Origin of the sequence: Anabaena sp. FACHB-83 (assembly GCF_014697485.1) — a bacterium.
In the GTDB taxonomy this organism is placed as follows: domain Bacteria; phylum Cyanobacteriota; class Cyanobacteriia; order Cyanobacteriales; family Nostocaceae; genus Nostoc_B.
Window position 1 is genome coordinate 462,905 of sequence record NZ_JACJRY010000001.1, and the last position, 22,743, is coordinate 485,647.

At 39.4% G+C, this 22,743-nt stretch carries 20 protein-coding genes; 8 read left to right on the forward strand and 12 right to left on the reverse strand.

The genetic code is table 11. The features are described 5' to 3' along the window. Positions 1 to 131 precede the first annotated feature (131 nt). A complete protein-coding gene (locus tag H6G79_RS01940; protein WP_190588149.1) occupies positions 132 to 2,138 on the forward strand; it encodes a DICT sensory domain-containing protein in 2,007 nt (668 codons plus the stop codon). Positions 2,139 to 2,480: 342 nt separating this feature from the next. On the opposite strand, the gene H6G79_RS01945 is transcribed toward H6G79_RS01940, so the two are convergent. The 5 genes from H6G79_RS01945 to H6G79_RS01965 all read right to left on the reverse strand — a co-directional run bounded on the left by H6G79_RS01945 (position 2,481) and on the right by H6G79_RS01965 (position 8,779). After that, on the reverse strand, positions 2,481 to 4,127 hold the full coding sequence (locus H6G79_RS01945; protein ID WP_242048165.1) for a fibronectin type III domain-containing protein: 1,647 nt from the start codon (positions 4,125 to 4,127) through the stop codon (positions 2,481 to 2,483). Positions 4,128 to 4,369: 242 nt separating this feature from the next. After that, on the reverse strand, positions 4,370 to 5,113 hold the full coding sequence (locus H6G79_RS01950) for an SDR family NAD(P)-dependent oxidoreductase (RefSeq protein WP_190588151.1): 744 nt from the start codon (positions 5,111 to 5,113) through the stop codon (positions 4,370 to 4,372). Between the two features lie 132 nt (positions 5,114 to 5,245). Next, positions 5,246 to 6,199, reverse strand: coding sequence for a hypothetical protein (locus tag H6G79_RS01955; protein WP_190588152.1), 954 nt, complete (start codon positions 6,197 to 6,199; stop codon positions 5,246 to 5,248). A 126-nt stretch (positions 6,200 to 6,325) separates the two neighbouring features. After that, on the reverse strand, positions 6,326 to 8,326 hold the full coding sequence (locus H6G79_RS01960) for a lipoxygenase family protein (protein ID WP_190588153.1): 2,001 nt from the start codon (positions 8,324 to 8,326) through the stop codon (positions 6,326 to 6,328). A 39-nt stretch (positions 8,327 to 8,365) separates the two neighbouring features. Beyond that, complete coding sequence (locus H6G79_RS01965; protein WP_190588154.1) at positions 8,366 to 8,779, reverse strand: phenylpyruvate tautomerase MIF-related protein; 414 nt, start codon at positions 8,777 to 8,779, stop codon at positions 8,366 to 8,368. Positions 8,780 to 9,704: 925 nt separating this feature from the next. On the opposite strand from H6G79_RS01965, the gene H6G79_RS01970 reads away from it, so the two are divergent. From H6G79_RS01970 to H6G79_RS01980, 3 genes are all read left to right on the forward strand, one after another. Then, positions 9,705 to 10,640, forward strand: coding sequence for a LysR family transcriptional regulator (locus tag H6G79_RS01970; protein WP_190588155.1), 936 nt, complete (start codon positions 9,705 to 9,707; stop codon positions 10,638 to 10,640). 207 nt (positions 10,641 to 10,847) lie between these two features. Continuing rightward, positions 10,848 to 11,915 carry an anthranilate phosphoribosyltransferase family protein gene (locus H6G79_RS01975; RefSeq protein WP_190588156.1) on the forward strand — a complete coding sequence of 356 codons (1,068 nt, stop codon included), beginning with the start codon at positions 10,848 to 10,850 and terminating at the stop codon, positions 11,913 to 11,915. Positions 11,916 to 11,974: 59 nt separating this feature from the next. Continuing rightward, positions 11,975 to 12,130, forward strand: a complete 156-nt coding sequence (locus tag H6G79_RS01980) for a hypothetical protein (RefSeq protein WP_190588157.1) — start codon at positions 11,975 to 11,977, stop codon at positions 12,128 to 12,130. A 1-nt stretch (position 12,131) separates the two neighbouring features. Here the strand turns inward: H6G79_RS01980 and H6G79_RS01985 are convergent, their stop codons facing one another. The 5 genes from H6G79_RS01985 to H6G79_RS02005 form a co-directional block, all read right to left on the reverse strand. Beyond that, positions 12,132 to 13,034, reverse strand: a complete 903-nt coding sequence (locus H6G79_RS01985; RefSeq protein ID WP_190588158.1) for an MBL fold metallo-hydrolase — start codon at positions 13,032 to 13,034, stop codon at positions 12,132 to 12,134. 12 nt (positions 13,035 to 13,046) lie between these two features. Beyond that, positions 13,047 to 13,430: an aspartate 1-decarboxylase gene (gene panD, locus H6G79_RS01990; RefSeq protein WP_190588159.1), complete on the reverse strand. Its 384-nt coding sequence runs from the start codon at positions 13,428 to 13,430 to the stop codon at positions 13,047 to 13,049. 219 nt (positions 13,431 to 13,649) lie between these two features. Beyond that, complete coding sequence (locus H6G79_RS01995) at positions 13,650 to 13,946, reverse strand: type II toxin-antitoxin system RelE/ParE family toxin (RefSeq protein ID WP_190588160.1); 297 nt, start codon at positions 13,944 to 13,946, stop codon at positions 13,650 to 13,652. Then, a complete protein-coding gene (locus tag H6G79_RS02000; protein ID WP_190588161.1) occupies positions 13,931 to 14,116 on the reverse strand; it encodes a hypothetical protein in 186 nt (61 codons plus the stop codon). The genes H6G79_RS01995 and H6G79_RS02000 overlap by 16 nt, the downstream gene beginning before the upstream one ends. A 161-nt stretch (positions 14,117 to 14,277) precedes the next feature. After that, a complete protein-coding gene (locus H6G79_RS02005) occupies positions 14,278 to 14,787 on the reverse strand; it encodes an inorganic diphosphatase (protein ID WP_190588162.1) in 510 nt (169 codons plus the stop codon). Positions 14,788 to 15,112: 325 nt separating this feature from the next. Between H6G79_RS02005 and H6G79_RS02010 the strand changes: the two genes are divergently transcribed. Continuing rightward, a complete protein-coding gene (locus H6G79_RS02010; RefSeq protein WP_190588163.1) occupies positions 15,113 to 15,370 on the forward strand; it encodes a hypothetical protein in 258 nt (85 codons plus the stop codon). 132 nt (positions 15,371 to 15,502) lie between these two features. Here H6G79_RS02010 and H6G79_RS02015 read toward each other — a convergent pair whose 3' ends face one another. After that, positions 15,503 to 16,042: a WcaF family extracellular polysaccharide biosynthesis acetyltransferase gene (locus H6G79_RS02015; RefSeq protein WP_190588164.1), complete on the reverse strand. Its 540-nt coding sequence runs from the start codon at positions 16,040 to 16,042 to the stop codon at positions 15,503 to 15,505. A gap of 947 nt (positions 16,043 to 16,989) precedes the next feature. Between H6G79_RS02015 and H6G79_RS02020 the strand changes: the two genes are divergently transcribed. Next, positions 16,990 to 17,634 (forward strand): PEP-CTERM sorting domain-containing protein, encoded by a 645-nt coding sequence (locus H6G79_RS02020; protein ID WP_190588165.1) that lies wholly within the window; start codon positions 16,990 to 16,992, stop codon positions 17,632 to 17,634. Between the two features lie 460 nt (positions 17,635 to 18,094). Here H6G79_RS02020 and H6G79_RS02025 read toward each other — a convergent pair whose 3' ends face one another. Further along, the gene (locus tag H6G79_RS02025; RefSeq protein WP_190588166.1) at positions 18,095 to 19,957 is read right to left on the reverse strand and encodes a carbohydrate-binding protein; all 1,863 of its coding nucleotides are present in this window, start codon (positions 19,955 to 19,957) and stop codon (positions 18,095 to 18,097) included. A gap of 1,230 nt (positions 19,958 to 21,187) precedes the next feature. On the opposite strand from H6G79_RS02025, the gene crtA reads away from it, so the two are divergent. Then, the gene (gene crtA, locus H6G79_RS02030; RefSeq protein ID WP_190588167.1) at positions 21,188 to 22,042 is read left to right on the forward strand and encodes a cyanoexosortase A; all 855 of its coding nucleotides are present in this window, start codon (positions 21,188 to 21,190) and stop codon (positions 22,040 to 22,042) included. Next, positions 22,042 to 22,704 (forward strand): cyanoexosortase A system-associated protein, encoded by a 663-nt coding sequence (locus H6G79_RS02035; RefSeq protein ID WP_190588168.1) that lies wholly within the window; start codon positions 22,042 to 22,044, stop codon positions 22,702 to 22,704. The genes crtA and H6G79_RS02035 overlap by 1 nt, the downstream gene beginning before the upstream one ends. Positions 22,705 to 22,743 lie beyond the last annotated feature (39 nt).

A 22,743-nucleotide genomic window follows, 5' to 3' on the forward strand; every position in this document is an offset into this window, starting at 1 on the left:
CCTTTTGCAGGTGCTGTTTAGGATTCTTTACATAATCTAACGGTCTATCTAGTTTGAGAGTTGATTGTAATTTGTACAATGCAGCTGTGACGTGGATTTTTTCTGTGAAAGTGGCTCCTTAAATAATATTCATGAGCATTTCGACTTCTGTGCTGAGTGATCTGCTACAGTCCATTCCTTACCTGCGACCCCAGCTATATTTCAAAGCTTCACTAACCGCCCTCTCCCATGCGATGGAAGATCAGGTTTTGGCGGCGACTTTAGACAGACCTTTGGTAATTGCCAGCTTTCAACGCGAGCGATTTTATCGCCAAGAAGCTCATCGCTATCAAAGGCTGGCGCAGCGCAGTAATCAAATATACGTTTTAGCTGCTCCAGAAACGGACTTTGCCAATAGCTCGGAATACTATGAGAAAGTAGCCTTTGAACCAGATGATGCTTTAACGCAAGAGTGGCACTTAGTAGTGGTTGCTGATAATTATGCTACTTGCTTAGTGTGTCGAGAAAGCTTGGGTTCTATTACCAAAAATCAGCAAGTGCCAGAGTTTAGTACTGGTTTGGATATAGACACAGCCCGCAGGTTTGAGGGTATATGGACATCAGAGCGAGGAGTTAGCCTGAAAGCGGCACAATTGCTATTGGACAGGATTTTAATTTATCGCCCAGACTTGGCAAATAAAATCAAGGAAGCCCGCCAAAGGTTTGGCATTGGGGAACCAAGAATTTACTCTCAAATCGGACAACCCGAATTTGCTTGTGATATCGATACAGATCCTTTTGTGCAGCGATTGGTAACTTATTTGCAAGCTAGTCAGTATAAATTACACAAAGCTTATCGCTCAATTATTGCCCAAGCCCGTAAAGAACGTTTAATTAATTCTATTAGTACGGCAATTAGGCGATCGCTTGACCCCCATGAAGTCTTGCAAATCGCCGCCCAAGAATTAGGACAACACTTAGGGACAAGTCGTTGTTTAATTTACCGCGCTCAAGCCACACAAGCCCAAGCCACAATTGAACATGAATTTTTGACGACTGGCGTTTTATCGGTGTGTGGGCAAACTTGGGATTTAGATAACAATGCTTTGTTTCAGGAAGTTGTACAGCTAGGGGAAGGTGTTTGTGTAGCTGATACACATAATGATTTGCGAATCAGCAGTTCTAGAAATCTGTCCTTAATTGCCAAAAAATACAGTATTCGTTCCTGGTTAATGGAACCCGTATTATCTCAGGGAAGACTGCTGGGGATTGTGGAACTACACTATTGCAGTGTACCGCCCCACCAGTGGCAAGCCGGAGAACTTGACTTGGTAAAAGCGATCGCCACCCAAATCGGGGCCGCTTTAATTCAAGCCGAAGCCTACGCCAACCTCGAAGAACTCAACCAACAACTAGAAGCCCTCGATCGCACCCGCAGCAACTTGATAGCCATTACCGGTCACGAACTGCGTACCCCCTTATCTACCATTCAAGTTTGCTTAGAAAGCCTCGCCAGCGAACCAGATATGCCTTTGGAATTACAGCAGGTAATGTTAAATACAGCCCTAGCCGATTCCGAACGGATGCGGAAACTCGTCCAGGATTTTCTCACCCTGTCTAACCTAGAAAGCGGCCGCGTAGAATGGCATCCCGAATCACTCACCTTACAAGAATGTGTGGATTTAGCCCTGAGTCGCACTCGCACCCGCCCTTCAATGGAAAATCCGCCCCAAATCACAACCCAAATCACAGAAAATTTACCTTTAGTTAAAGCCGATGGCGATTGGTTAGTGGAAGTCTTGGCAAAACTCATCGACAACGCCTGCAAATTTACGCCCTCTGACGGGGAAATTTCCATTCAAGCCTCTCAAAACGGCAATCAGATGGTAGAAGTCACCGTGGCTGATACCGGACGGGGTATTGAGCCAAATCGCTTGGAGGTGGTATTTGACCGCTTTTATCAGGAAGAAGGGGCGCTACGGCGTACCGCAGGCGGCACAGGTTTGGGTTTAGCAATTTGTCGGCAAATTGTCAATGGTTGGGGCGGAGAAATTTGGGCAGAGTCGCAAGGGAAAGACCAAGGTAGTCAGTTTCATTTCACCATTCCCATTGTTCTGGGTAGCCAGGAAGAAAAGAGGGCAAGGGTGAGGAGTAAATAACGGGATGTGTGACTTCTCCAAACCTAATAGGACTTACGCAAAAAACCGAAAAAATAAGTTTTAGTAAAGGGTGCAGGGGTATGAGGGTATCAGGGTGTAAGCAATACGGTTCGGTTAACAAATGTATCTGTTGAGGTGAGCAGGGGGGCGGAGGAGCTTCAGGTGCAGGGGAGAGCGTACCTTCGTTCCCCCTTTCACCCCTGCACCCTTGCTTGCCTACACAAGTAAGTTTCTTATCCGAACCGAACCGTATTGAGGGTGTAAGAAGTATTCAAAACCCTTACACCCCCACACCCAATCCCCACAGACAATTGTGGTGCGTAAGTCCTACCTAAGTCCTAACTATCTTGCCAACTGAAATTCATCAAACTTGATCACTTCTGAATCTGGTTTGTGCGTATCAAAAAGATAGCTACTTACTTTACCTGTGCTGGTATCAAAGATACTAAAAACAGTAATGTTATTACTAGCTATATAAGGTATTGGTTGACCATTTTCACCTAATATTGGTGCGATGTTTGGTACCAAAGGTTCTAAACCATTGGGGTCGCCGAGGTCAACATATTTTTCTTGATAGTTGGTGGGAACTTCTCGTTTTCTTTCGCCCCAAGCAGCACCATAGGTATTACCCACATTTGAGGTTTCTAAAAAGTGCATTCCCCCAGAACTAATAAAGCGATTCCATAAATGAGAATGTCCATAAAAGACTAATTGCACATTAGCTGCTTCGAGTAAAGGGACAACATCACGGATAATATAGTCAGCGTTTTTGGGATATTCGTAACGCACAGAGGTAATTTTGTCTTGCTGATTGCGATCGCTGATTTGTATTGGGTCGGTGTACGCTGGAACTATATTATCGCCCAAGGTATGGGGCGGGTGATGGAACATCACAACTTTGTATTTTGCTTGTTGAAATTCTGGGCTGTTGAGTTCTGCTGCTAACCAATTGTATTGTGTACTACCTTTGGCGATTGGCTCATAAATGATCTGCCCATAACCCCAATTTTCTTGGTTATTTAAATCTTTTTCTGCTTCTCGATATCTACCTGTAGATTTTCCGTCTAATTTGGGTGTGCGCCACATATTTGTGATGTATAAAACTATTAAACGCACATCACCAAAACTAACTGCATAATATTTTTTTCCACCTGATTTACTTTCAGGTAAGCTCAAAATTTCTTCGTAGGTAATTGTATTAAAAGAATGATCAATTAGAGATTTGCCACTATATAATTTTTGGGCAACCGCGCGGGGAAAGGTATCATCAAATTCATCATTTAAACTGTTTTTCCTACCAAAACGCCCCATGACTTCATGATTACCAATGCAACTATACATGGGTGCGTGTTGGATAATTTGCCCGCCTGTGTAAGTGACTTTCACGCCATTATGCTGCATTTCGTATTGAGCATGACCTTGTAAGCCAGGAAATAAAGCATTACCCCGATTATCATCAAACCATTCCGAGGCGCGATCGCTCACATTAATTAAATCACCAGCAAACCACACTGCATCGACTCTTCCCACTGTTTCTACGACTTTTTGTAGGTTGGCGGCGGTCATCGGCTTGAGTTGATGGTCGGAAGTTAACAGGATTTTGAGCGGTGTTCCCGGTTCTGGTTTGGCTGTCAGGGTAAAAACATCACTGCTAACAGTCGCGCCATCTTCTCTTATACTGCTAACTCGATAATTCACCCGCACTCCTGGCGTTAACCCTGTCACCTCCGCTTCATGTCGCCAAATATCCCGCATTGTTGGTTGTTGATAAACTTGTCCATCTTGGGTTTGCTTCCCAACTCTGGATTTTTGGTCTTCTCTGGTGCGACTGAGTTTAGTCGTTGTGGCTTTGGCAGTTTGCTGCAAATTTTCCCCATAAGCAACTGTATGCTGATTCCCGGCAAACTCAGTAAACCATACTACTCTGACTGAGTTTGCCGTTGGTAGCTGCAAAAATGGATCTGTCAACAATTGAGGCGCTACGGTCATAACGGTTTGCCCAAAGGAATGCACGCTTACCAAGGTAAAGCATAGGACAAACAAAAGTACAGGCTGGAAAAATTTCATGATTTGTCCTGGTGGGAAGGTTCTGCGACAAATGCAGGTGCGCGGTGATTCGCTTTGTGATTATAGATTTGGATGAGTTGGTGAATTCGCGCAATTTGATGTGATGTCAGGGAGTACAAACCAGCCTGATTAATTATGTACTTGCAAAACGCCGTAAGTGATGATTACTGATCTAATGGTCTAATAACAATTTCGTTAACGTTGACATGGGGTGGTTGTGTAACTGCATAAACAATACCAGAGGCGATGTCATCACTAGCGAGTGGTTTTTTGGTTTCTAGCCATGATTGGGCCCATTGTTTAGCGGTAGTATCGGTGATGCGATCGCCTAATTCTGTAGCTACAGCACCCGGCTCAATCAGTGTTACGCGGATTTTATGAATATGATTTTCTTTACGCAATGCTTCCGTAAATGCGCCTACACCAAATTTAGTGGCTGAGTAAACGGCGGCGTTAGCATTTGCTTCTAGACCAGCTGTAGAGGAAATATTCACAATATGCCCTGTACCCTGAGCTTTCATGATGGGTAAAGCTGCATGAGTAGCATACATTAAGCCTAAAAGATTGATATTGATCATACTGCGCCATTGTTCTGTATCTGCACCGTCAATTAAGCCGAGTTGCATCACACCTGCGTTGTTGACGAGGATATCTACGCGACCAAATACAGCATTAGCTTTCTGCACAACCTCATAGGCTTGGTTTTCGTCAGCGATATCAGCAGAAATAGAGATCGCCTGTCCCCCATTTTCCGTAATGCGTTGTTGTAAAGCTGCTAGGCGATCAGCACGACGTGCTACTAATGCCACACTAGCTCCTTCTGTGGCTAATGCTAGAGATGTAGCCTCACCTATACCTGATGAAGCGCCTGTGACTACAGCTACTTTTGTGTTCAATTTACCTGTCATATACCTTATTTTTCGCCTTAATTGTAAACTCAAAAAATCAACATAGTGGCAATACTGCAAAGGTTTTGGCCGATAATCCCCTTTCGCAAGAGGAGTTACGCTGCGACTCAAAAACTATAGCAGTATTAAAAGTTATAGCTTAGACGATCCAGGAGCAAAATCTAGTTTGTGAACGATATAGCTTTTGTAAATGGGTTTAAATGTATCAGGCGATCGCACGACTTTCCAGCTATGTTGAGCATCGGCTACAACTCTTTGACTATGAGCATTTGGAGCTTTCCATTTGCTACCTTCCCAATGAATAATGGCGTTAACATCAGCGTGATCAGCTTGAACTTCCACAGTAATTTCTTTCACTGTATGAATCTCATCATAAAATGTATTAACAGCGTTTTTATACCATTGATTAAATTCTTCTTGATTGTGCAATGTGGAGCTAGGAAACTGCATTTTAAAATCATTATCTGCCAGATTTAAAAAAGGCGTAATTTCTTCTGGTGGAGCATGTTGATCGAGTTTTTCGTAAAAATCTTTAGCCAGTTGACTTATTTCTAATTCACTTAAAGGTGCTAACTTGAATCTCTGACCATCTCTGTGTTGTAGAAATTTGATAATTTCCCCGATGCGTTTGGGTAGGTATGCTCTGAGTGTTTGCAAAGCTTGGGCGCGTTCCTCACGGTTTTGACTTTGCAACACTAATTCAACAGTAATAGAAACTTTTGTATGATTATCGTCTATCTTCTGGGCAGTAATGGTAACTATATACAAGGTGAAGAGGTTAGTCGCCTCCGGTATATCCATTTTCCAGATATGATTTTGGTGATCGTTGTAGAGTAATCTGTCACGTACTAACGAGCCTTGAAAATCAAATCTCACAATAGCGCCAGGACTATTTGTAGGTTTTCCCGCATCAGTTTCTAATTCAACATTTGTTCTTCCACTAAAACCTTTGAGAAACTCCAGGTAATTATCAAATGCTGACCAAAAATAATTTATTTCTAGTGGAACTATTTGGACATTGTTCAGTGAGATCCATTCACCAAAATCTAGTTTGTCCCTAGTTTCTTTTTTTCCGAGTAATGTCATGGTGATATTCCATAATAGTTGCTGAAAGCTGAATTAAATTCCCGTATTCAGCAGTTAGTTCAGTTGCTCATTTCTAAAAAAAGTTAGTGGTAAAAGGCTTATTACTTTTACCACTTATCCTAGAGATTAGCTATTCAATCTAGAACGTAGAGTTGTGAGATCAAATCCTAATTTTTCAAACTCAGCTTTCTTACTTTGAACGAGTTCAACTAACTCTGGTGATACATCGCCATCTTCGTTTTTGAGAATGTAGCCGTATTTAAAATTTGTGAGCATATGGGAAACAGCCAAAATTATACTAGCTGTCTGACGACCAGGTAATACACTCTCATCATCTTCGTCACCCATTGAGCCATTAGTTAACAAATCACCATACTTCAATTCACCAAATTCAGGATTATGTTCATTGTGAATCCAACTATGCCAGAAGGTGCATTGATAAATCACATACTTACAAACCTGTTTAAGATTTGCTATGTCTTGCTCAGTTGGTTGTGCTGATACAGTAATCGGTCTAACAGCTTTTAATTCACCATTAATTTCTTGTCGTGGATTTGATGAATGTTCAATTTCGTTCAAATCATACCATTGATCACCATCATCTACTTGTTCTAAACTTAAAGGAACATAGGGTACACTATTATGCACTAATTCATTGGAGAAATTGAGTATTTCTGACCAGTTATTGACTATTTCTGCTTGATTAGTAGCAAAGAATAAATCTACATAAGTAGTGAGAATATCCCAATATAAATTGCCGAGTTTGGCAAATGTATGATTTTCAGACAGAGGTTTTCTAGGTTGCCAATCTGTCCAATCGTATGTTCCCATACTTGTTCTTACCCATTGCAACATATCTGGGTTAATCAACATGGGTTCTAGCTTGGCAAAAAACCCTTCTTTCGGATCCATCAGGATTTTGCGCCCAAATTTATTAATATGAACTACTTCTTTGATGTGGGGATAAAGGAAACCACGGATCGGATTCTTTCTAATGTTTCTGAAGAACGCGATCGCATACTGTTCCATGTTAAAGTGACACTGGGCTAAATGTCCTTTGACTTCACCTACAACACCCAAATGAGTAGCGCGAACAACTCGTTTAGCTTGCAACCACTGATTACCATCAGCCGGGGTGTAAGTCTGCGGTTCTTTTAACGGGGAATTTGGTTGCAAACAATTATCCTCACGGAATTGCAACGTGATTTCTACAGGTAGTAATTTTCCATCTTTTAACTCAAATTTGACTTTGTAATTAGGCAAATCTATTTTGCCTGTTAAGGTAAATTTATCTCCATTAAAAGCAGTAGTATATAGTGAAGGATTATTTTTATCCTTCTTAAAAATTACTGGATTAAAACCATTTAACATCCTTTCGCCAAAAAATTCATCACTTCTGGTATAGCCGGGACGTTCTTTTTCTAAAATCAGCGTTAAGGTTTCCGGAAATGATTTTTGGATTTCATCGTAAGATGGCTCATTAGGATTGCGGCGATTTCTTTGGATTAGAGCATCCATAACCTGTCCATACTTGGCTACAGATTTTGTTGTTATCGCTTCAGCTTCTGGTGTGAAATCATGGTGAATAGATTCAGGGAGGCTGTAAGGAAATAGCTTATATTCTGAGTCGTACTCATAATATGAAATCTGCACAACTCCAAAATCATAATCACCTGTGACATTATCAGGCCCATTTTTGACTTCAATTAAGTTTCTCACTTGACTCTTTTTGCCATCAATATATACAGTTTGTGGCGGGTCAAATATTTTTAATTGTAAATCTGGTACATCACCAAACCCAGCTAATTTTGGGTCATACAAAATTTCAAATTTTCCGGATTCATCCGTTTCCCCACTACCTAAATAATCTTTTCCTCCAAACGGATCTCTATCCCATAACTCTACACTTAAATTGGGAATAGGTAACAGCGAGTCACGATGTACTATTTTGCCAGAAGCTCTTTGTGATTTGGTAATTACATTCCCCTTCAAATCTTCTTTGATTTTCAAGATAGAAGTTAATGGTAAATCAGACAGAAGTTTATAAAGTAAACGTTCTTTTTCTGTCTCAGAATACTCTTCAAGCGATACTTCACCAGTAATAATTCTTTGAAGAAAGCTAGTCATGTCTATTATCACTCCGTTATACTAAATTGCTGTTTTCGTTTACACCAAAGTTTTATGTCTAGCCGCTTCAACATCGGCTAAATCATCAGCACCTAATAGTTGCTGAAAAGTTGTTCGATTCCATCCAACCAAATGCATCTTGGTAAATTCTTCAAAGAAGATATACATTCTGCAAGCTGGAACATTGAAATTTTCTAGCAAAATATCACTGATACTTTCTGTTAGTTTGGTGGTAATCTCTACAGGTAATCTCAAGTTCATTAGTTGCACAACAGCCGCTGGCTTTTCATAGTCACCACCAAAAGCTACATTCACTTTAGTATTGACAACTACTAAAATTTTATCTTCCGGATCACCTTTAATTAGATGAACTTGTTGCGTAACTTTAGTTATTACATTTTGAATAACTTCTTGACTGAAGTCATGATTAGTCTCAATTCTGACAAAAGGCATTTTAGTTCCACCCTGTAAAAACTGGCATTTACAGCACATCTTTCGTACTCAAAAGGCTTAGACAATAGCAGATTTATTGATATCTATCACCTTGAGTAAAACACAACAATCTATAAGTTTGTATTGTTATACAAGCAAATTTTTTTACCTAAGCATAACTTTATCCTTCCACTGTGAATTTTTAGAGTACAGTTTATCGCTGGGAGATATTAAGTTTGGACAAGCATCAAAGTAGTCAATCAGTAACAACTTCAATTATTTTTTATGCTTGTCACTCGAAAGTGCTTTTCCGGTTACTTTATATCCGATGTATAGTTTAATCGGCTGGCTTTTTAATATGTCTTAATAAATACTTGTTTCAATAAAATACTTTCATATAGTTTTTTATGATTAGAGAGATTATTAAAGGTTATATATTAAAGCTAATTAACAAAATAAAATTATATGGATATGAGTAGAAAGCTTAATTTTTGGTTTGTTTGATTTTTCAAAATCAAAACTTACATCAAAAGAATTCGTAATAATGTCAATTTATTGCGGATTTTAGCTATGTTTGATAATTGATTTCTGGAAAATCCCTAATGCGATTAATTTAGCGATTGTAAAAGACCATAAGTTTGACCCCAATGCCTACTGGCTTCTGACTGCTGAAGTTTATTTATAGGAATCCGGTTTGATTTTGGAATTTACTTCTGTGGTGCGCGAAGCGCAACGCAAGCGCGATAGGCAGGGATTAGGAAAGAGTCCTGATCTGGGTGTACTGATTTTTTTCAGAAATCAAACATTAGTCCCATAGCTCGCAACAAAAAGTTAAATTTCTATTAAAATATTTCAATTATGAGCAGATGTAGCAAACTCTACTAAATTTTGTGAGGAAAACCGTTAACTTGATGAGAGCCGTAAATGTAATTCAGGCTACCTTCACATGCGACTAGAACAGTTGCAAGCTTTTTTGGCGATCGCAGACAGTGGCAGCTTCCAACAAGCAGCCCGACAATGTGGTGTCACTCAATCAACTATTAGCCGCCAAATTCAAGCTTTAGAGGCTGATTTGGGTGTGGAACTGTTTCACCGCAACACTCATGCTAAATTAACTTTGGGCGGGGAACGTTTATTGCCGCGTGTCCGCAAGATTTGTCAGGAGTGGCAAGTTGCTACCCAAGAATTAGTAGATTTAATGGCGGGTAAGCAACCAGAGTTGTGCATTGCTTCGATTCATTCTCTTTGTGCTTCTTACTTACCGCCAGTATTACAAAAGTTCTGCCGAGATTATCCCGAAGTGCAGTTGCGGGTAACATCTTTGGGGAGCGATCGCGCCCTGAAGGTTCTCAAAGATGGTTTAGTAGATTTAGCGATCGTCATGAATAATCGCTTTTTAACCACCGGCAGGGAAATGGTGGTGGAAGTTTTATACGAAGAACCAATCGAAGTCCTCATCGCCGCTAATCATCCTCTCGCCCAATATGAACGCATTCCTTGGTCAGAATTGGTGCGTTATCCCCAAGTGGTATTTAAAGATGGCTATGGAATGCAACGGTTAGTCCAAGATAAATTTGAGCGTTTAGAAGCAGTACTCCATGCGGCTTTAGAAGTCAATACTTTAGATGCGTTTCGGGGTGTGGTGCGTCAAGGTGAATTAATTGCCTTACTTCCGACTTCGGCGTTAGTCGAATCGCGTCACGACTCAACTTTAGCCGTGCGTCCTTTAGCTAATAATCCCTTAGATAATTCTGGGTTGACTCGCCGCGTCGTTATGGTCACAACCCAAGACCGCCTGCAAATTCCCCCGATTAAACATTTTTGGGAATTGGTGTTAGAAAATATTCCGCCGCAATCAAAAGAACAGCGATCGGCTTCCTGAAGTATGATTAGTCAACAGTCCATAGTCAATGGTCAACCAATTTTAGATTTTGGATTTTAGATTGTCTGCACCCATAAAGGGAGCGACCAATTTGAGACTTTGGATTTTAGATTCAATTCCACTATCCAAAATTTAAAATCTAAACTTTGGAGGGTCAATTTCTGTACCAATGACCAATGACCAATGACAAATGACCAGTGACCAAATATGAGCAATATCTTCAGGGAACTACTCAAAAAGGTAGGCAGTGGCAATCACACAGGCGAAAATTTAACTCGTGCGGAAGCTGCGATCGCTACTAAAATGATTTTGTTGGGAGAAGCCACACCAGCCCAAATCGGCGCATTCTTAATTGCCCATCGCATCAAACGACCAACGGGCGAAGAGTTGGCAGGAATGTTAGATACATACAATGAACTAGGGCCAAAACTCCAGCCGATTAACGCTACATCACCTGTGATGGTGTTGGGAATACCTTATGATGGCAGAACTCGGACTGCACCCATTAGCAACGTTACAGCTTTAATTCTCGCGGCGGCTGGACAACCTGTGGTGATGCACGGTGGCGATCGCTTACCCACCAAATATGGTTTACCTTTAATCGAAGTTTGGCAAGGTTTAGGCGTTGATTGGACTGCTTTATCTTTACCTCAAACCCAGCAAGTCTTTGCACAAACCAAAATTGGCTTTATCTACACACCTCGTCATTTCCCCTTAACTAACAGTATTTGGGAATACCGCGACCAACTAGGTAAACGTCCACCTTTTGCCACAATGGAATTAATTTGGTGTCCTTATGCGGGTGATACTCACCTAATTGCCGGGTTTGTTCATCCCCCCACCGAAGGAATGTTTCAATCTGCATTAGAATTAAGAGAAGTAAGAAAATATACTTTAGTTAAAGGCTTAGAAGGAAGTGGTGACTTACCACGCGATCGCACCGCAATTATCGCTTTATCTCCATCGCCAGATTTAGCCAGGTTATTTCTCTCACCCCATGATTACGGGTTTACCACCAAAAACGTCCCTTTAGGCACCACTGAAGAATTAATCACCCAAATTCAAGAGGTTCTAGCAGGCAAACCAGGGGAATTATTACAAACAGCTTTATGGAATGGGGGATTTTATCTCTGGCGCAGTGGTATGTGTTCAGATATGGCATCAGGTATCGCCACAGCCAAAGAATTATTAACTAATGGTGTAGTCGCGGCTAAATTGCAAGAGTTGAGGCAAATAGTTAATTCAACTTCCCAGAATGCCTTGCAGCATATTTAATTACTTTTACAATCCAAATATTATGATGTCTTGTTTACAGCAAGCGATCGCTTGTCCTGTTGTCCAATAAATTTCTCCAACCCTTACCCAGCATAGTGTTTCGCTTCTTCACTGCCGATGAATTGCAGCAAATTGCGATCGCCGCAGGTTTTCATCCAGACTGTGTACAGGTGGAAACTCGCGGAGTATACGGCACGCTCAAATGTATCAAGTAAATTATTCACCAATAGATAACACCAGACCTTCACAGGCTAGTAAACCTTGGGCAAAAGTTGCTTTTACATCAGTTTGCACTTGATCGAGAAAGTCATCCTCATCATCGGGATGGTGATGGGAAATCACTAATTTCTTCACTGCTGCATTTTGGGCTACTTCTACAGCCGCTTGCCAGTGTACATCCGTCGATTCGTGGCTATTGGCTGTTGGTGGAACGTAAGTAGCATTTGCAATTAGCAAATCTACACCTTTTACCAGTTGTAAAATCTGCTCTTGATCAACAGGATCAGCATTTTTGGTTAAATCGGTAACGTAGGCAACACTTTTATTCTGCCAGGAAACTCGGTAGCCAACAGAACGCTGTGTTTGATTAATCAAGGCTGTGGTAACTGTGACATCATCTAGCTGCACATCATTACCGGGAATCACATTATGGAAATGCAATTCCGACTGCATTACCTGGAGTGGATAAGGAAAGTGCGGCTGTAACATCTGATCACAAAGGCACTGTTTAATGGAAGCACTGTTAGAAGCAGCCGAACCATAAATATGAAAGCGGTTTTCTGGGACAAATGCTGGTGCAAAAAACGGAAACCCTTGAATGCGATTTGATTGAGAATTGGTAAAAAATAAATGTGCTTCTATCGGTTGTTGCAGTTGTCGCAAAGATTTACCGAGAATACGTAGACCAGTTCCACCATCAAAAATCAAGCGTTTACCTGCTACTTGTATTTCTATACAAGCAGTATTTCCGCCATAACGATCGGCGTTACTAGCTGGGGTGGCGATTAAACCTCTGACACCCCAAAATTGCACAAAAAATTCACCCACGGAACTACTAGCGGTTGTAGTTGCGGTTTCAGTTACGGAACTTTGGAAATCCGACGGCGCAAGATTTGACATTTTTCTGACAATTTAGACCTTACTGAGCAGGTCATCGTAGTGCCGCACTTCTAATAGTCGGTTTTTTTCGTCCACAATGACTACCGTAGGAGAGTAATTTTTTAACTCTTCCAAAGAGAACTGCCCGTAAGCCATTATAATCAAGCGATCGCCCACAATGCCTAGACGTGCCGCCGCCCCATTTAGCTCAATAATTCCCGAATTGGCTGGAGCCTTGATTGTGTATGTAATAAAACGTTCACCATTGGCAACATTGACGACTTGCACTTGCTCGTATGGTAGAATACCAGCCTTGTCTAACAACATTTCATCGATGCTGATACTACCTACGTAGTTAATATTCGCCCCAGTCAGGGTGCAATTGTGTATTTTTGCCAAAAGAACTGTACGCTGCATTATTTTTGAGGTTTTTTGATTGCCTGACTCTAGTATCACAAAAGCATCCAGCCGTTGTAAAATGACAGGGTTTTAAACTCAATTTTTCTAGGACTTACGCAACTGGCATATTTTTTCTGTAGGGTGTGTGACGCAACGAGAAGATTTGAACATAGTCATCAGATTTATCGCGTCACGCACCAACCACCAATTGTGACACTTACGTGAGTCCTGTTTTCTTTAAAGCTCTAAGCTCTCTTGTGCCGAATGCCAAAACCTAGCAATACTGATTCGTTGTTTATCTTCTTCTACACGATAAATAATTCGGTAAGGCTTAAGAATCAGCTGACGGATATGAGAATCATTAAATTCCGGTACTCTTTGACCTCGGAGAGGAAACTGGCTTAACTCTTTGGTTTTTTCCAAGAGTTGCTGACCCAATTTTCTTGCAGCTTCAGGATTACTTAAGGCAATGTACCTAACAATAGCTTCCAAATCTCCTATAGCTTTTGGAGAGAGAACTACTTGGTAGTCCATGCTGCAATCATTTGCTCAACAGCCTCAATCGACACTCCTTGACCTTGGTCAATTTCTGCTAAACCCTCTCTGACAGCAGCAATAAACTCAATTTCCCGCACTATATCACGAAGAGAGACGTGAGGAGGTAATCTTTTCACAAGTTCCAGAACTGTTTCTCTATCACTCATAGCAGTTTATTTTTTGATTCCGAGATCAAAATGATTTTAGCTCAAATGTGAAGATTGCTGAGGAGCCAGTACTCAGTGCTGAGTGCTGAGTATTGTTGCCCATTATGTAGCACTAACATCTAGATGCTGTAGGCGTTTGCTCAACTCTCAGCACTCAAAGATTATTTAGCAGCTTGGATGCACTTTTCTACCAAAGCTGCAACTGTACCAACATCTTGCCAACCGAGAATTTCAGTTACTTTCTTTTCCAAGTTTTTATAACTGCGGAAAAATTCAGCAATCTCATCTAAACGGTGCGGTGCTACGTCATTGAGAGATTTGACATGGGTATAGCGTGGGTCTTTGTCTGGTACACAAAGAATTTTTTCATCGCGATCGCCACCATCAATCATCTCTAACATACCTATTGGGCGTGCAGCAATGATACAACCAGGAAAAGTTGGCTCATCGATGATCACCATCCCATCTAGAGGGTCGCCATCATCAGCCAAAGTATTCGGCACAAAACCATAGTCGTAGGGATATCTTACCGAAGAATAAAGCACTCGGTCTAGGGCAAAAGCTTCCAGTTCTTTGTCATACTCGTATTTATTCTTGCTTCCACCTGGGATTTCAATCAGAACGTTCAGAATACCCGGTTTTGGTTGAGCAGGAATACGGGATAAGTCCACAACAACACTCCTTGGCTAACAGTAAATTGGGGATGCACTCTGTTTAGTTCCCCGTGTAGAATTTTATGGCCAAGATGTACTTCTGCCCAAAGTATTTTCTCACACACCCAGAATCTGACAAAGTTCCACACCCAAATCATCCTGAATTTTGAGTGAAGTTGCTGCTACTACCTAAAAATGCTGGTTTTAAGAATAAAGAGAAAGTTCTCAATTTTGAGTACTTAATTATGATTTTGTAGTAATGATTCTGCCATCCGAGGGATGTGTCAATACTTAAAGAATGGCTAATCTAAAACTAACATTTAATCAATAAATATATAGAATTATGCCATCTGCAAAACCATTGTGCGGCACAGAGCTAGTAGATTGTGCCAGAGCAAATGCCAAGCAAGGAATTGAAACTGCTGCTTATCAATGTGGCTATGGCGACGATCTCAATACGTTTGCCCAAGAACTCCGACAAGCTTGTGAACAAATGAATTTACAAGTCAAAGAATTGAGTGAATTAATTACTGATCAAGATATGATTCTCGAAATAGGTACTGGTGAAATTATTGCCCCAGATACAGCCTCAGAATTATAAACACACCAACCTTGGAGATTGTATCTGATATAGATTCAGCAAATCTTCTTTCTTCTCCTGTTCCTTGGTCGCCGAGCGGAGTCGAGGTGCTATTCTCGATATGATTTATGCTGCGATCGCCTTCTACCACAATTAAATCTTACGCTGCTTAATAGGTTGGGCAGGATTCCCGGCATAAATTGTCATCGCTTCTAAAGAACGTCCTGTAACTCCACCCAAAGTCAACACCGCACCCTTCCCAACAGTGACTCCAGGGCCAATTACTGATTTTGCAGCAATCCAACTACTTTCTTGAATGTGAATTGGCGCAGTCATTAATTTAAAATCGGGATGACTCCAGTCATGGTTCCCAGTGCATAGATACACCCCTTGAGATATACATACATGACTTTCAATTGTCACATTTGCTAGATTATCAATCCAAGCATCTTCTCCAATCCACACATGATCACCTACAGTTAATCGCCAGGGAAACTTCACCCGCGCTCCTGGTTTAATCCGCACATTCTGACCAATTTGCGCTCCAAAACTTCTGAGTAACCACACTTTTAACCCTGAAGCAGTAAACCACCGATTCTGCACTAACGGAGAACCCAGGAAATACCACAACACTTGTTTCCATAAAGGTGCGCCAGGAGTATAAGTACCAAGAGTGTAATTATCTAACCGCATATATCAAGCTAATAATATAGTAACCTATTTTAGTGAGTGTCCTAAAAATTCAGTTCTCGCTTGTCAAAAAATCAACTAGGAAATTTAAAATACAGTAATAAAGCTATAGAAAATGTTGGAAACGTAAGTTTTAAAGTAAGTAAATAGATATTACTACAGAACAAATATTTTTCATAAGACATATTTCTATATATTGTTGCATCAAAAACAAGTTCTAAGCAGTTATCACAAAACTATATGAGAGAGTAGTGGAAAGCTGTCAGCTAAACTAGCTGAACTTTACAAAAACATATATCTTAGTCTATGCAAAGGATATGACATCAGATTCCATATATTTTCTTTTGTCACATTATAAAGATTATAAAGATTAACTGTGCAACAAAATTCAATCAAGCTTTTGCGAGAAACTGTCTTATCCTCAACAGGAGTAGTGGTTGAAAATACTGAAAAATCAATCTTTTTTAGTTGTGGTGTACCTATAAATGTGTGAATCACCGAGAAGCAGTGCTATCTATATATTGCAAAGATACACAACTATAGCAAATGAAGATTTTATGAAGTGAATCAGCTAAATATTGTGTTCTCCATGTGTTGTATGTAAGTGTATTTATGTCAGCTTTATTTAGTAGATATCAACTAGCTTGATGGTAATTACGGAATCTTAAGTTTTAGAAAAACACAGAGTCTTGATAAAGTGCAATTACTTAAGTGTGGGTATGGATACTCCATAAAACCTCTTGGTTAACCTAACATACTCACTTGAAATCCACTTGTGTGGATTCTGCGTACATTGCTTCAATTTAAACTTTTCTGGGCTACGTAAGTGTGTTTTCTTAAAAACGTAATTTTGCTAACAAGGGGCTGGTATCTGAGATAAATCTGGGAATTTTGCCACACAGCAATGTTGGTTTACTTAACACCTACTTTTCTTTTGAGGAACAAACTAAATGGCAAATTTAAATATACTTAAAAAAGTGGCTACCGTGGCGGCAGTTTCTACCGTAGCATTAATGGCTACCACAGGAAAGGCTTCAGCTATCACTATTGACCTGGGTGGTACTTTTGGCACTGCTACAAGCTATAGCTACAATCAAGGTGGTATTTCAGTGACAGCAACCGGAGTTGGAGCTAATCCAGCAGAAACATTACTATTTCGTAATAGCAATGGTTTAGGGGTAGTAACAGGCAACGATGGGAACGATAATAATCAAGTCGATGGCTTAGATATTAACGAAACCCTCAACTTATTGTTTAGTCCTCAAGTAAAACTCTTCAGAGCCATCTTTTCTCAAGTTGATGCTACTCCAGACGGAGATGAATACTCAATATTAGTAGATGGTTCTTTCCTTCAAAGTGGGAACATTGCTTCTATTGGCACTGGTACAGTCTCCGTAGCAATTAATAATTCTCCATTCGGCGCACTTTACTCTTTCACTGTTACCGATGGGGATGACGACTACTTCCTGAAAGCTGTTGAAGTCCAGCCTATTCCCGAACCTCTAACAATGGGTGGTATCGCTTTGGGTGCAACCTTTGGTGCATATCTCAGAAAGCGGTATTCCAAAAAAGACGAAAAGCTAGTCAAAGCTTAATTCGTAACTCTTGGGTAAGATTCATATTATCAAACCCCAATTATTAACTTGCATTCCCTGCTTGTTTATCAGCTCTACTTGCAAACAAGTAAATCTGTTTTTGCAATTAAAAGCGATGAATTTCAGTGATTAACAATGAATTATGGCAGTAGCTAGAGTTCAGTTTTCTTAATTATCAACACCACTAAACTTTCTCAGTGTTTCAACAATTGAAAGATATTTACATCATCCGTTAACTCAACTTAACGTAAAAATCTACATTCTCATAAAGTGCCTAAAACTCATCTCAAATACGAGATTTAGGCTTTTTATTATAGCTAATAGAAGTATTTAAGCTAAAACCAGCATAGCCTATCAACAATACTCTTATTTTCCAATTTGTCTGCGAGATATGTAATAAGAAATAGCCTATGAGTAAATTCATAGGCTATTTTTTTATTACGGTTTAATTTAGTTGCGTTTAATTAGGCGCTCTTACCCCATTTTTCCCGTAAGCTGAATAGTCTACTGTAGGTATGACGCTTGCCTGTCCATCTACCTTATAATGAAACCCCTTAACAGGAACGATTTGCTTAAAAATAACGCCCTGCGAGGCATCTGGTGATGTTTTTGCATTTCTTCCATAAGCGTCTGTATAGATTACAGAGTTGGTAGAATTGCTAAAAGCCAGTGCTGCAAAATGGGTATTAGAATGAACTGTTCCACGGAAAGGTGAACGAGGGTCATCCCAGGTAACTTTGCTTCCAGCCGCCAAAACTTCTTGGCACAATAGCCCCTTAGACATGGGATGGCTAGAATTATAGCAAGTATCCACCGTTCTACTAATTTTCGTAGCGGCAGAAGCATCAAAGAAACGTGAAGCATTTCTCAAATTAAAGTAGAAGCTACCGCCTGTAAATCCTGTTAACCAAAACTCACCACTTCTAGGAACAATACCATTTAACTGTTCTTCTTGTGTACCGCGCACAAAACATTCTTTTGTAGGAATGGCTCTGTGCATACCGCCCATAGGTTGGTCAATAGGGTTAGGAGGTATACCAGCAGTATGGGTAACCCCACACAAAGGAACCTCTGGTTCCTTGAATGTTCCAGCTTTACCGAACAAAGCAAAATGTTTTATATTAAAAGGCTCCTCTCCATCGCACTTACCACCAACGAACATTTCATGAGCTGTATTTGTTAAAGCATCTGGGGAATGTGTACCCATATGCAGTTTTATAGTCACATCACAAGTTGTATTTAAGCTGGTGTTATTTGCGTTGTACATATTCCAGTTGTTCGCAACCAAAACTTTATGTCCAACATGGTCTTCATGCCTAGCGTGAGATGGACTATTAACTTCTTGCTGTTCGCTGACATACCCAAATGCTGGCATACCCACAATGTTAAATACCTCCGAACTGCGTGGGTCATCGCCATGCTCATGTCCGTATGTACAGTACATATTTGTTTCTGGGTTAAAGTCTACAGGCGGGTGCCATGTGGGGTATACCTTACCATCTTCAGCTTTTGTCCAATAGGTGTCGTGCATCCACTTTGGGCATTCCCCAGTTTTGGCTGGAGACCACAACCCGTATGATTTGGCTAAAGTGTCAGAACTGGCTGGTAGTAGGTTTTGTGTCCGCACTGGTCTGCCAGAAATAGGTATAACAGGAGCGCCTTTATTGATGCGGTCTGGCTGGATTTTTTGGATATCGTCTATTTTCTGCACAGTATCCTTAGCCCAGAAAGCAAACCAATTAAAGCGCATATTGCTGTTGGAGCCTGTAAACTTGATGACTAGGTTGCGTGTATCATTGTTCGGTGTGTTTTTCGCAAGATTGCTATTCAAAGGGCAAGGAACTGTACGGTATGTTTGTAAACCAGTATTATTGATGGTGCAAGTTCCAACTACAGGGCCGTTCAGTGAGTCTAAACGTACTTCTGCACTATTTGTTCCTGAATCTAAGGAAACACGTAGCATCAAAGCTTCTACACCACTACCTAAGTCAAGGTTGTTGTATATTGCATAGTTGCCATTGGCAGCTTTAGTCAATTCTTGAGACTGCCCAGTACCCAAAAAATTAAAAGGATCTTCACTGCGTTCACCATAACCACCCCAAATTGTTTCCAGACCAACGCGGGAAGCAAAACTGAGAGCATCTACTCGCTGAAATATTGGCCAAGGTGCTTTCGCAGTCGATGGAATAGTTGATGTAATTGCAGCTACGGAAGGTTGGAGTGGTTCAAAAATAGAAATTTTGCCATGAGTAATGCCAGATAAGCTAAATACTAACGCGATCGCAGCGTATTGTAAAAACTTACTAATTTTATTTTTTGTCATGTCCTCTAAGCCGAATCAAAATAGGAAACAGGGAATTGCAGTTAACTAGCTGCTACTACGTCCGCGAATTATTACGGAGCGACACCTGAGATAATATATTACAAATAGAGGTAACAACCTCAGCATTTTTTTGGATGATAGGCTGTGGTTATTGAACTAGCCGTGTAAGAAAATTTACTACTATAGTTTAAAAAAAATAAGGAAATCGGCAAGTTATCCGCAAATCACTCAAGCTAATCCTATTTGTGAAGCTAAAAACTCTAAGTCTTTATCAAGTAAGGCTTTGAGAAAAAATATTAAAACTTTGATCTTTTGATTTTTAACTAATTACGATCATTTAATCAAGCAGAAATCTGCGCCAATAGATAATTGTGATATATGATACGTCTAAGTATAAATGCTTAAATACAATGAACCTGACAGTAAAATGACATATTACCTAACAAAGGATCAATAACTTGTAGTTATTGCTTTCCATATAAAGATTATGAAGATCCAATATAAAACTAAAGACTAAGAATTTTCGATAACCGTCAATCTAAAGAGCTTATTATCCTTGCTAGATAAAGCAGATGACAACATAGTGTTACATACTTAACGGTAAAATAAGTAATCATCTACTTTAAAGCCAAATAAAGATTTGATGAAAAATCTCTAACAACGTTGTATTCGTTGTGTATTCTATGCAAATGTATTGGCATATCAGTATTTTTTAGGAAATGGTGATCAGCCTTTATGGAAATCACCGTCTTTTACAGAAAACTCTTTAAACTATGTATAAGGAGTTTCTATGATACCTAGTACTTGTTCCCCAGCTTGGTCTAATAGTGAAAGTTAAATAGATACAACTGCTGAAATTCATAATTCAGTTCATACCTAACTTACTAACTAAGTTGAGGATATGATTTTAATCAATAATCTAACTCAATTTGTAAGAATTGATTTTAAGTTATGGATGATAACCCATTACTTAATATATTTCTTATTTCGTCTAGTTTTCAGGGCTAAATAACACTATTGTTACTTGATAGTATTGCTGGGCTATATACGTAGTTATATTTGATATATTGAAGAACAGAGGCAAGGAATAAATTATGTTTACATATAGTTGAGGATTGTCATAGTTAAGAGTTCTTCTTATTAAAGACTTTTTATTAAAAAAAAATGTGAACTTGTAATGCAGATTAAAAAATAGTAACCTTGAAAATCAATCTCAATTAAATAAAAAATATGCAAAACAGGTTATCAATCTCACTAAAAAATGTTGAATTATGGCTAATTGGAATTGGTGGAACCTTAATCGCTATTAATTTAAACTTAGTCAGCAGGGTTTACCATCCAACTAATTTTTATGTATATATTTTGTTCTTGGTAACTCTTTATTTACTGCTGAAAGAAAAACGGCATCAATTGAACCTAGAAAGCAATATATCATCTACCATTACAGGTACAGTGTTGATAGCATTAGTGTTTATTTACACTTTCTTTCAAATTAACATTGGTTTTTTATTTTTATTTCCACCTTTACTATCTGGTTTTGGTATTGCCTTGTTAGCTTCTGGTTATAGGGGATTAAAGCAGTATAAAAGAGAGTTGTGGTTATTAGGATTTCTAACTATACGTAATTTTATGATTATGAATAAGTTAGATTTAACTCTGGTTACAGCTAAATTCTCTACAGTCATTCTTTGGTATACAGGTTTTAAAGTCAATCGTTCAGGCGTTATGATACATCTACCTACTGGAAGTGTAGAAGTATATTCTGCCTGTTCTGGAATTGATCTAATTATAGATTTATTAAGTCTAGCAGTACTATTTATTTATTTGTTCAATCTCAGTTGGCAGCAAAAAATTATGATACCTATAGTAGCTGCCTGTTTAGGATTTGTGGTTAATGGATTTAGAGTTGCATTAATGGCTATTTTAGTAGCACAGGGCGACAAAGAAGCTTTTGAATATTGGCATATTGGAGATGGTTCTTTAATATTTTCTATAGTGGCTAGTCTGTTTTTGTGTTGTTTCTGCTGGTTTTTACTCAGTAGGAATGAGAACGAAAGTAAAAATTCTATCAATTACTCAAAGTAATGTTTTGGAAAGAAAACCGCATTCAATTTTTAGCTTTCATCTTCAGTGTAGGGGTATTAGTTGCGGGAAAATCAATTTTTTTCCCTCCAAGTAAAGAAAAAACTCATACCTTTGCTTTTCCCGAAGAAGTACCTTTAGCACAATGGCAAACTAGTGTTGCTACACCAATAAAATCTTCAAATGAAACTCAGCAAAACCCAGATTTATTGGCTAAAAAACATTATAGATATGTTAAAAATGATTTATCGTTAGATATTGAGATGCGTTATTTACAAAATTTCTACTATGCAGATATTGGTGCATACATTCAACGCAATCTTGGTATAAAATATTCTACCTTAGTGCGTCAACAAGAAGGAGTTGGATACTACGGGCTAGGAATAGATAAACAAAAAGCTTATCTTAGTAGTTGTATTAATCCACGAGGAGGTAGCACTTTCACTCACACGCAATTTAGAGAAAATCGCATTTCTCAAGATATCAGTTTGAATCGTGTAATACCAATCTTACTAGGAGAAGAATCCCTTTTAGACAAACGCTGTTTATGGGTATATTTATCAATTCCTTTAAAAAATTCTTCCCCTGAAGAAGCCTACCAAACACTTGAAAAAGCTTGGTTTTCTTGGTATCAGTGGTGGCAACCTCGATTTCCTAAACCTTGAATTTTAATAACTTTACTTTTGTAATTCATTTACCTTTTA

What these genes read in the sequence shown, in the direction of transcription:
- panD (WP_190588159.1), bottom strand. Translation starts at nt 13,430, where the DNA reads ATGCAGCGTACAGTTCTTTTGGCAAAAATACACAATTGCACCCTGACT.
- H6G79_RS01940 (WP_190588149.1), top strand. Translation starts at nt 132, where the DNA reads ATGAGCATTTCGACTTCTGTGCTGAGTGATCTGCTACAGTCCATTCCT.
- H6G79_RS01970 (WP_190588155.1), top strand. Translation starts at nt 9,705, where the DNA reads ATGCGACTAGAACAGTTGCAAGCTTTTTTGGCGATCGCAGACAGTGGC.
- H6G79_RS01975 (WP_190588156.1), top strand. Translation starts at nt 10,848, where the DNA reads ATGAGCAATATCTTCAGGGAACTACTCAAAAAGGTAGGCAGTGGCAAT.
- H6G79_RS02020 (WP_190588165.1), top strand. Translation starts at nt 16,990, where the DNA reads ATGGCAAATTTAAATATACTTAAAAAAGTGGCTACCGTGGCGGCAGTT.
- H6G79_RS02025 (WP_190588166.1), bottom strand. Translation starts at nt 19,957, where the DNA reads ATGACAAAAAATAAAATTAGTAAGTTTTTACAATACGCTGCGATCGCG.
- H6G79_RS01955 (WP_190588152.1), bottom strand. Translation starts at nt 6,199, where the DNA reads ATGACATTACTCGGAAAAAAAGAAACTAGGGACAAACTAGATTTTGGT.
- crtA (WP_190588167.1), top strand. Translation starts at nt 21,188, where the DNA reads ATGCAAAACAGGTTATCAATCTCACTAAAAAATGTTGAATTATGGCTA.
- H6G79_RS01950 (WP_190588151.1), bottom strand. Translation starts at nt 5,113, where the DNA reads ATGACAGGTAAATTGAACACAAAAGTAGCTGTAGTCACAGGCGCTTCA.
- H6G79_RS01965 (WP_190588154.1), bottom strand. Translation starts at nt 8,779, where the DNA reads ATGCCTTTTGTCAGAATTGAGACTAATCATGACTTCAGTCAAGAAGTT.
- H6G79_RS01960 (WP_190588153.1), bottom strand. Translation starts at nt 8,326, where the DNA reads ATGACTAGCTTTCTTCAAAGAATTATTACTGGTGAAGTATCGCTTGAA.
- H6G79_RS01945 (WP_242048165.1), bottom strand. Translation starts at nt 4,127, where the DNA reads ATGACCGTAGCGCCTCAATTGTTGACAGATCCATTTTTGCAGCTACCA.
- H6G79_RS02000 (WP_190588161.1), bottom strand. Translation starts at nt 14,116, where the DNA reads ATGAGTGATAGAGAAACAGTTCTGGAACTTGTGAAAAGATTACCTCCT.
- H6G79_RS01995 (WP_190588160.1), bottom strand. Translation starts at nt 13,946, where the DNA reads ATGGACTACCAAGTAGTTCTCTCTCCAAAAGCTATAGGAGATTTGGAA.
- H6G79_RS02010 (WP_190588163.1), top strand. Translation starts at nt 15,113, where the DNA reads ATGCCATCTGCAAAACCATTGTGCGGCACAGAGCTAGTAGATTGTGCC.
- H6G79_RS02015 (WP_190588164.1), bottom strand. Translation starts at nt 16,042, where the DNA reads ATGCGGTTAGATAATTACACTCTTGGTACTTATACTCCTGGCGCACCT.
- H6G79_RS01985 (WP_190588158.1), bottom strand. Translation starts at nt 13,034, where the DNA reads ATGTCAAATCTTGCGCCGTCGGATTTCCAAAGTTCCGTAACTGAAACC.
- H6G79_RS02035 (WP_190588168.1), top strand. Translation starts at nt 22,042, where the DNA reads ATGTTTTGGAAAGAAAACCGCATTCAATTTTTAGCTTTCATCTTCAGT.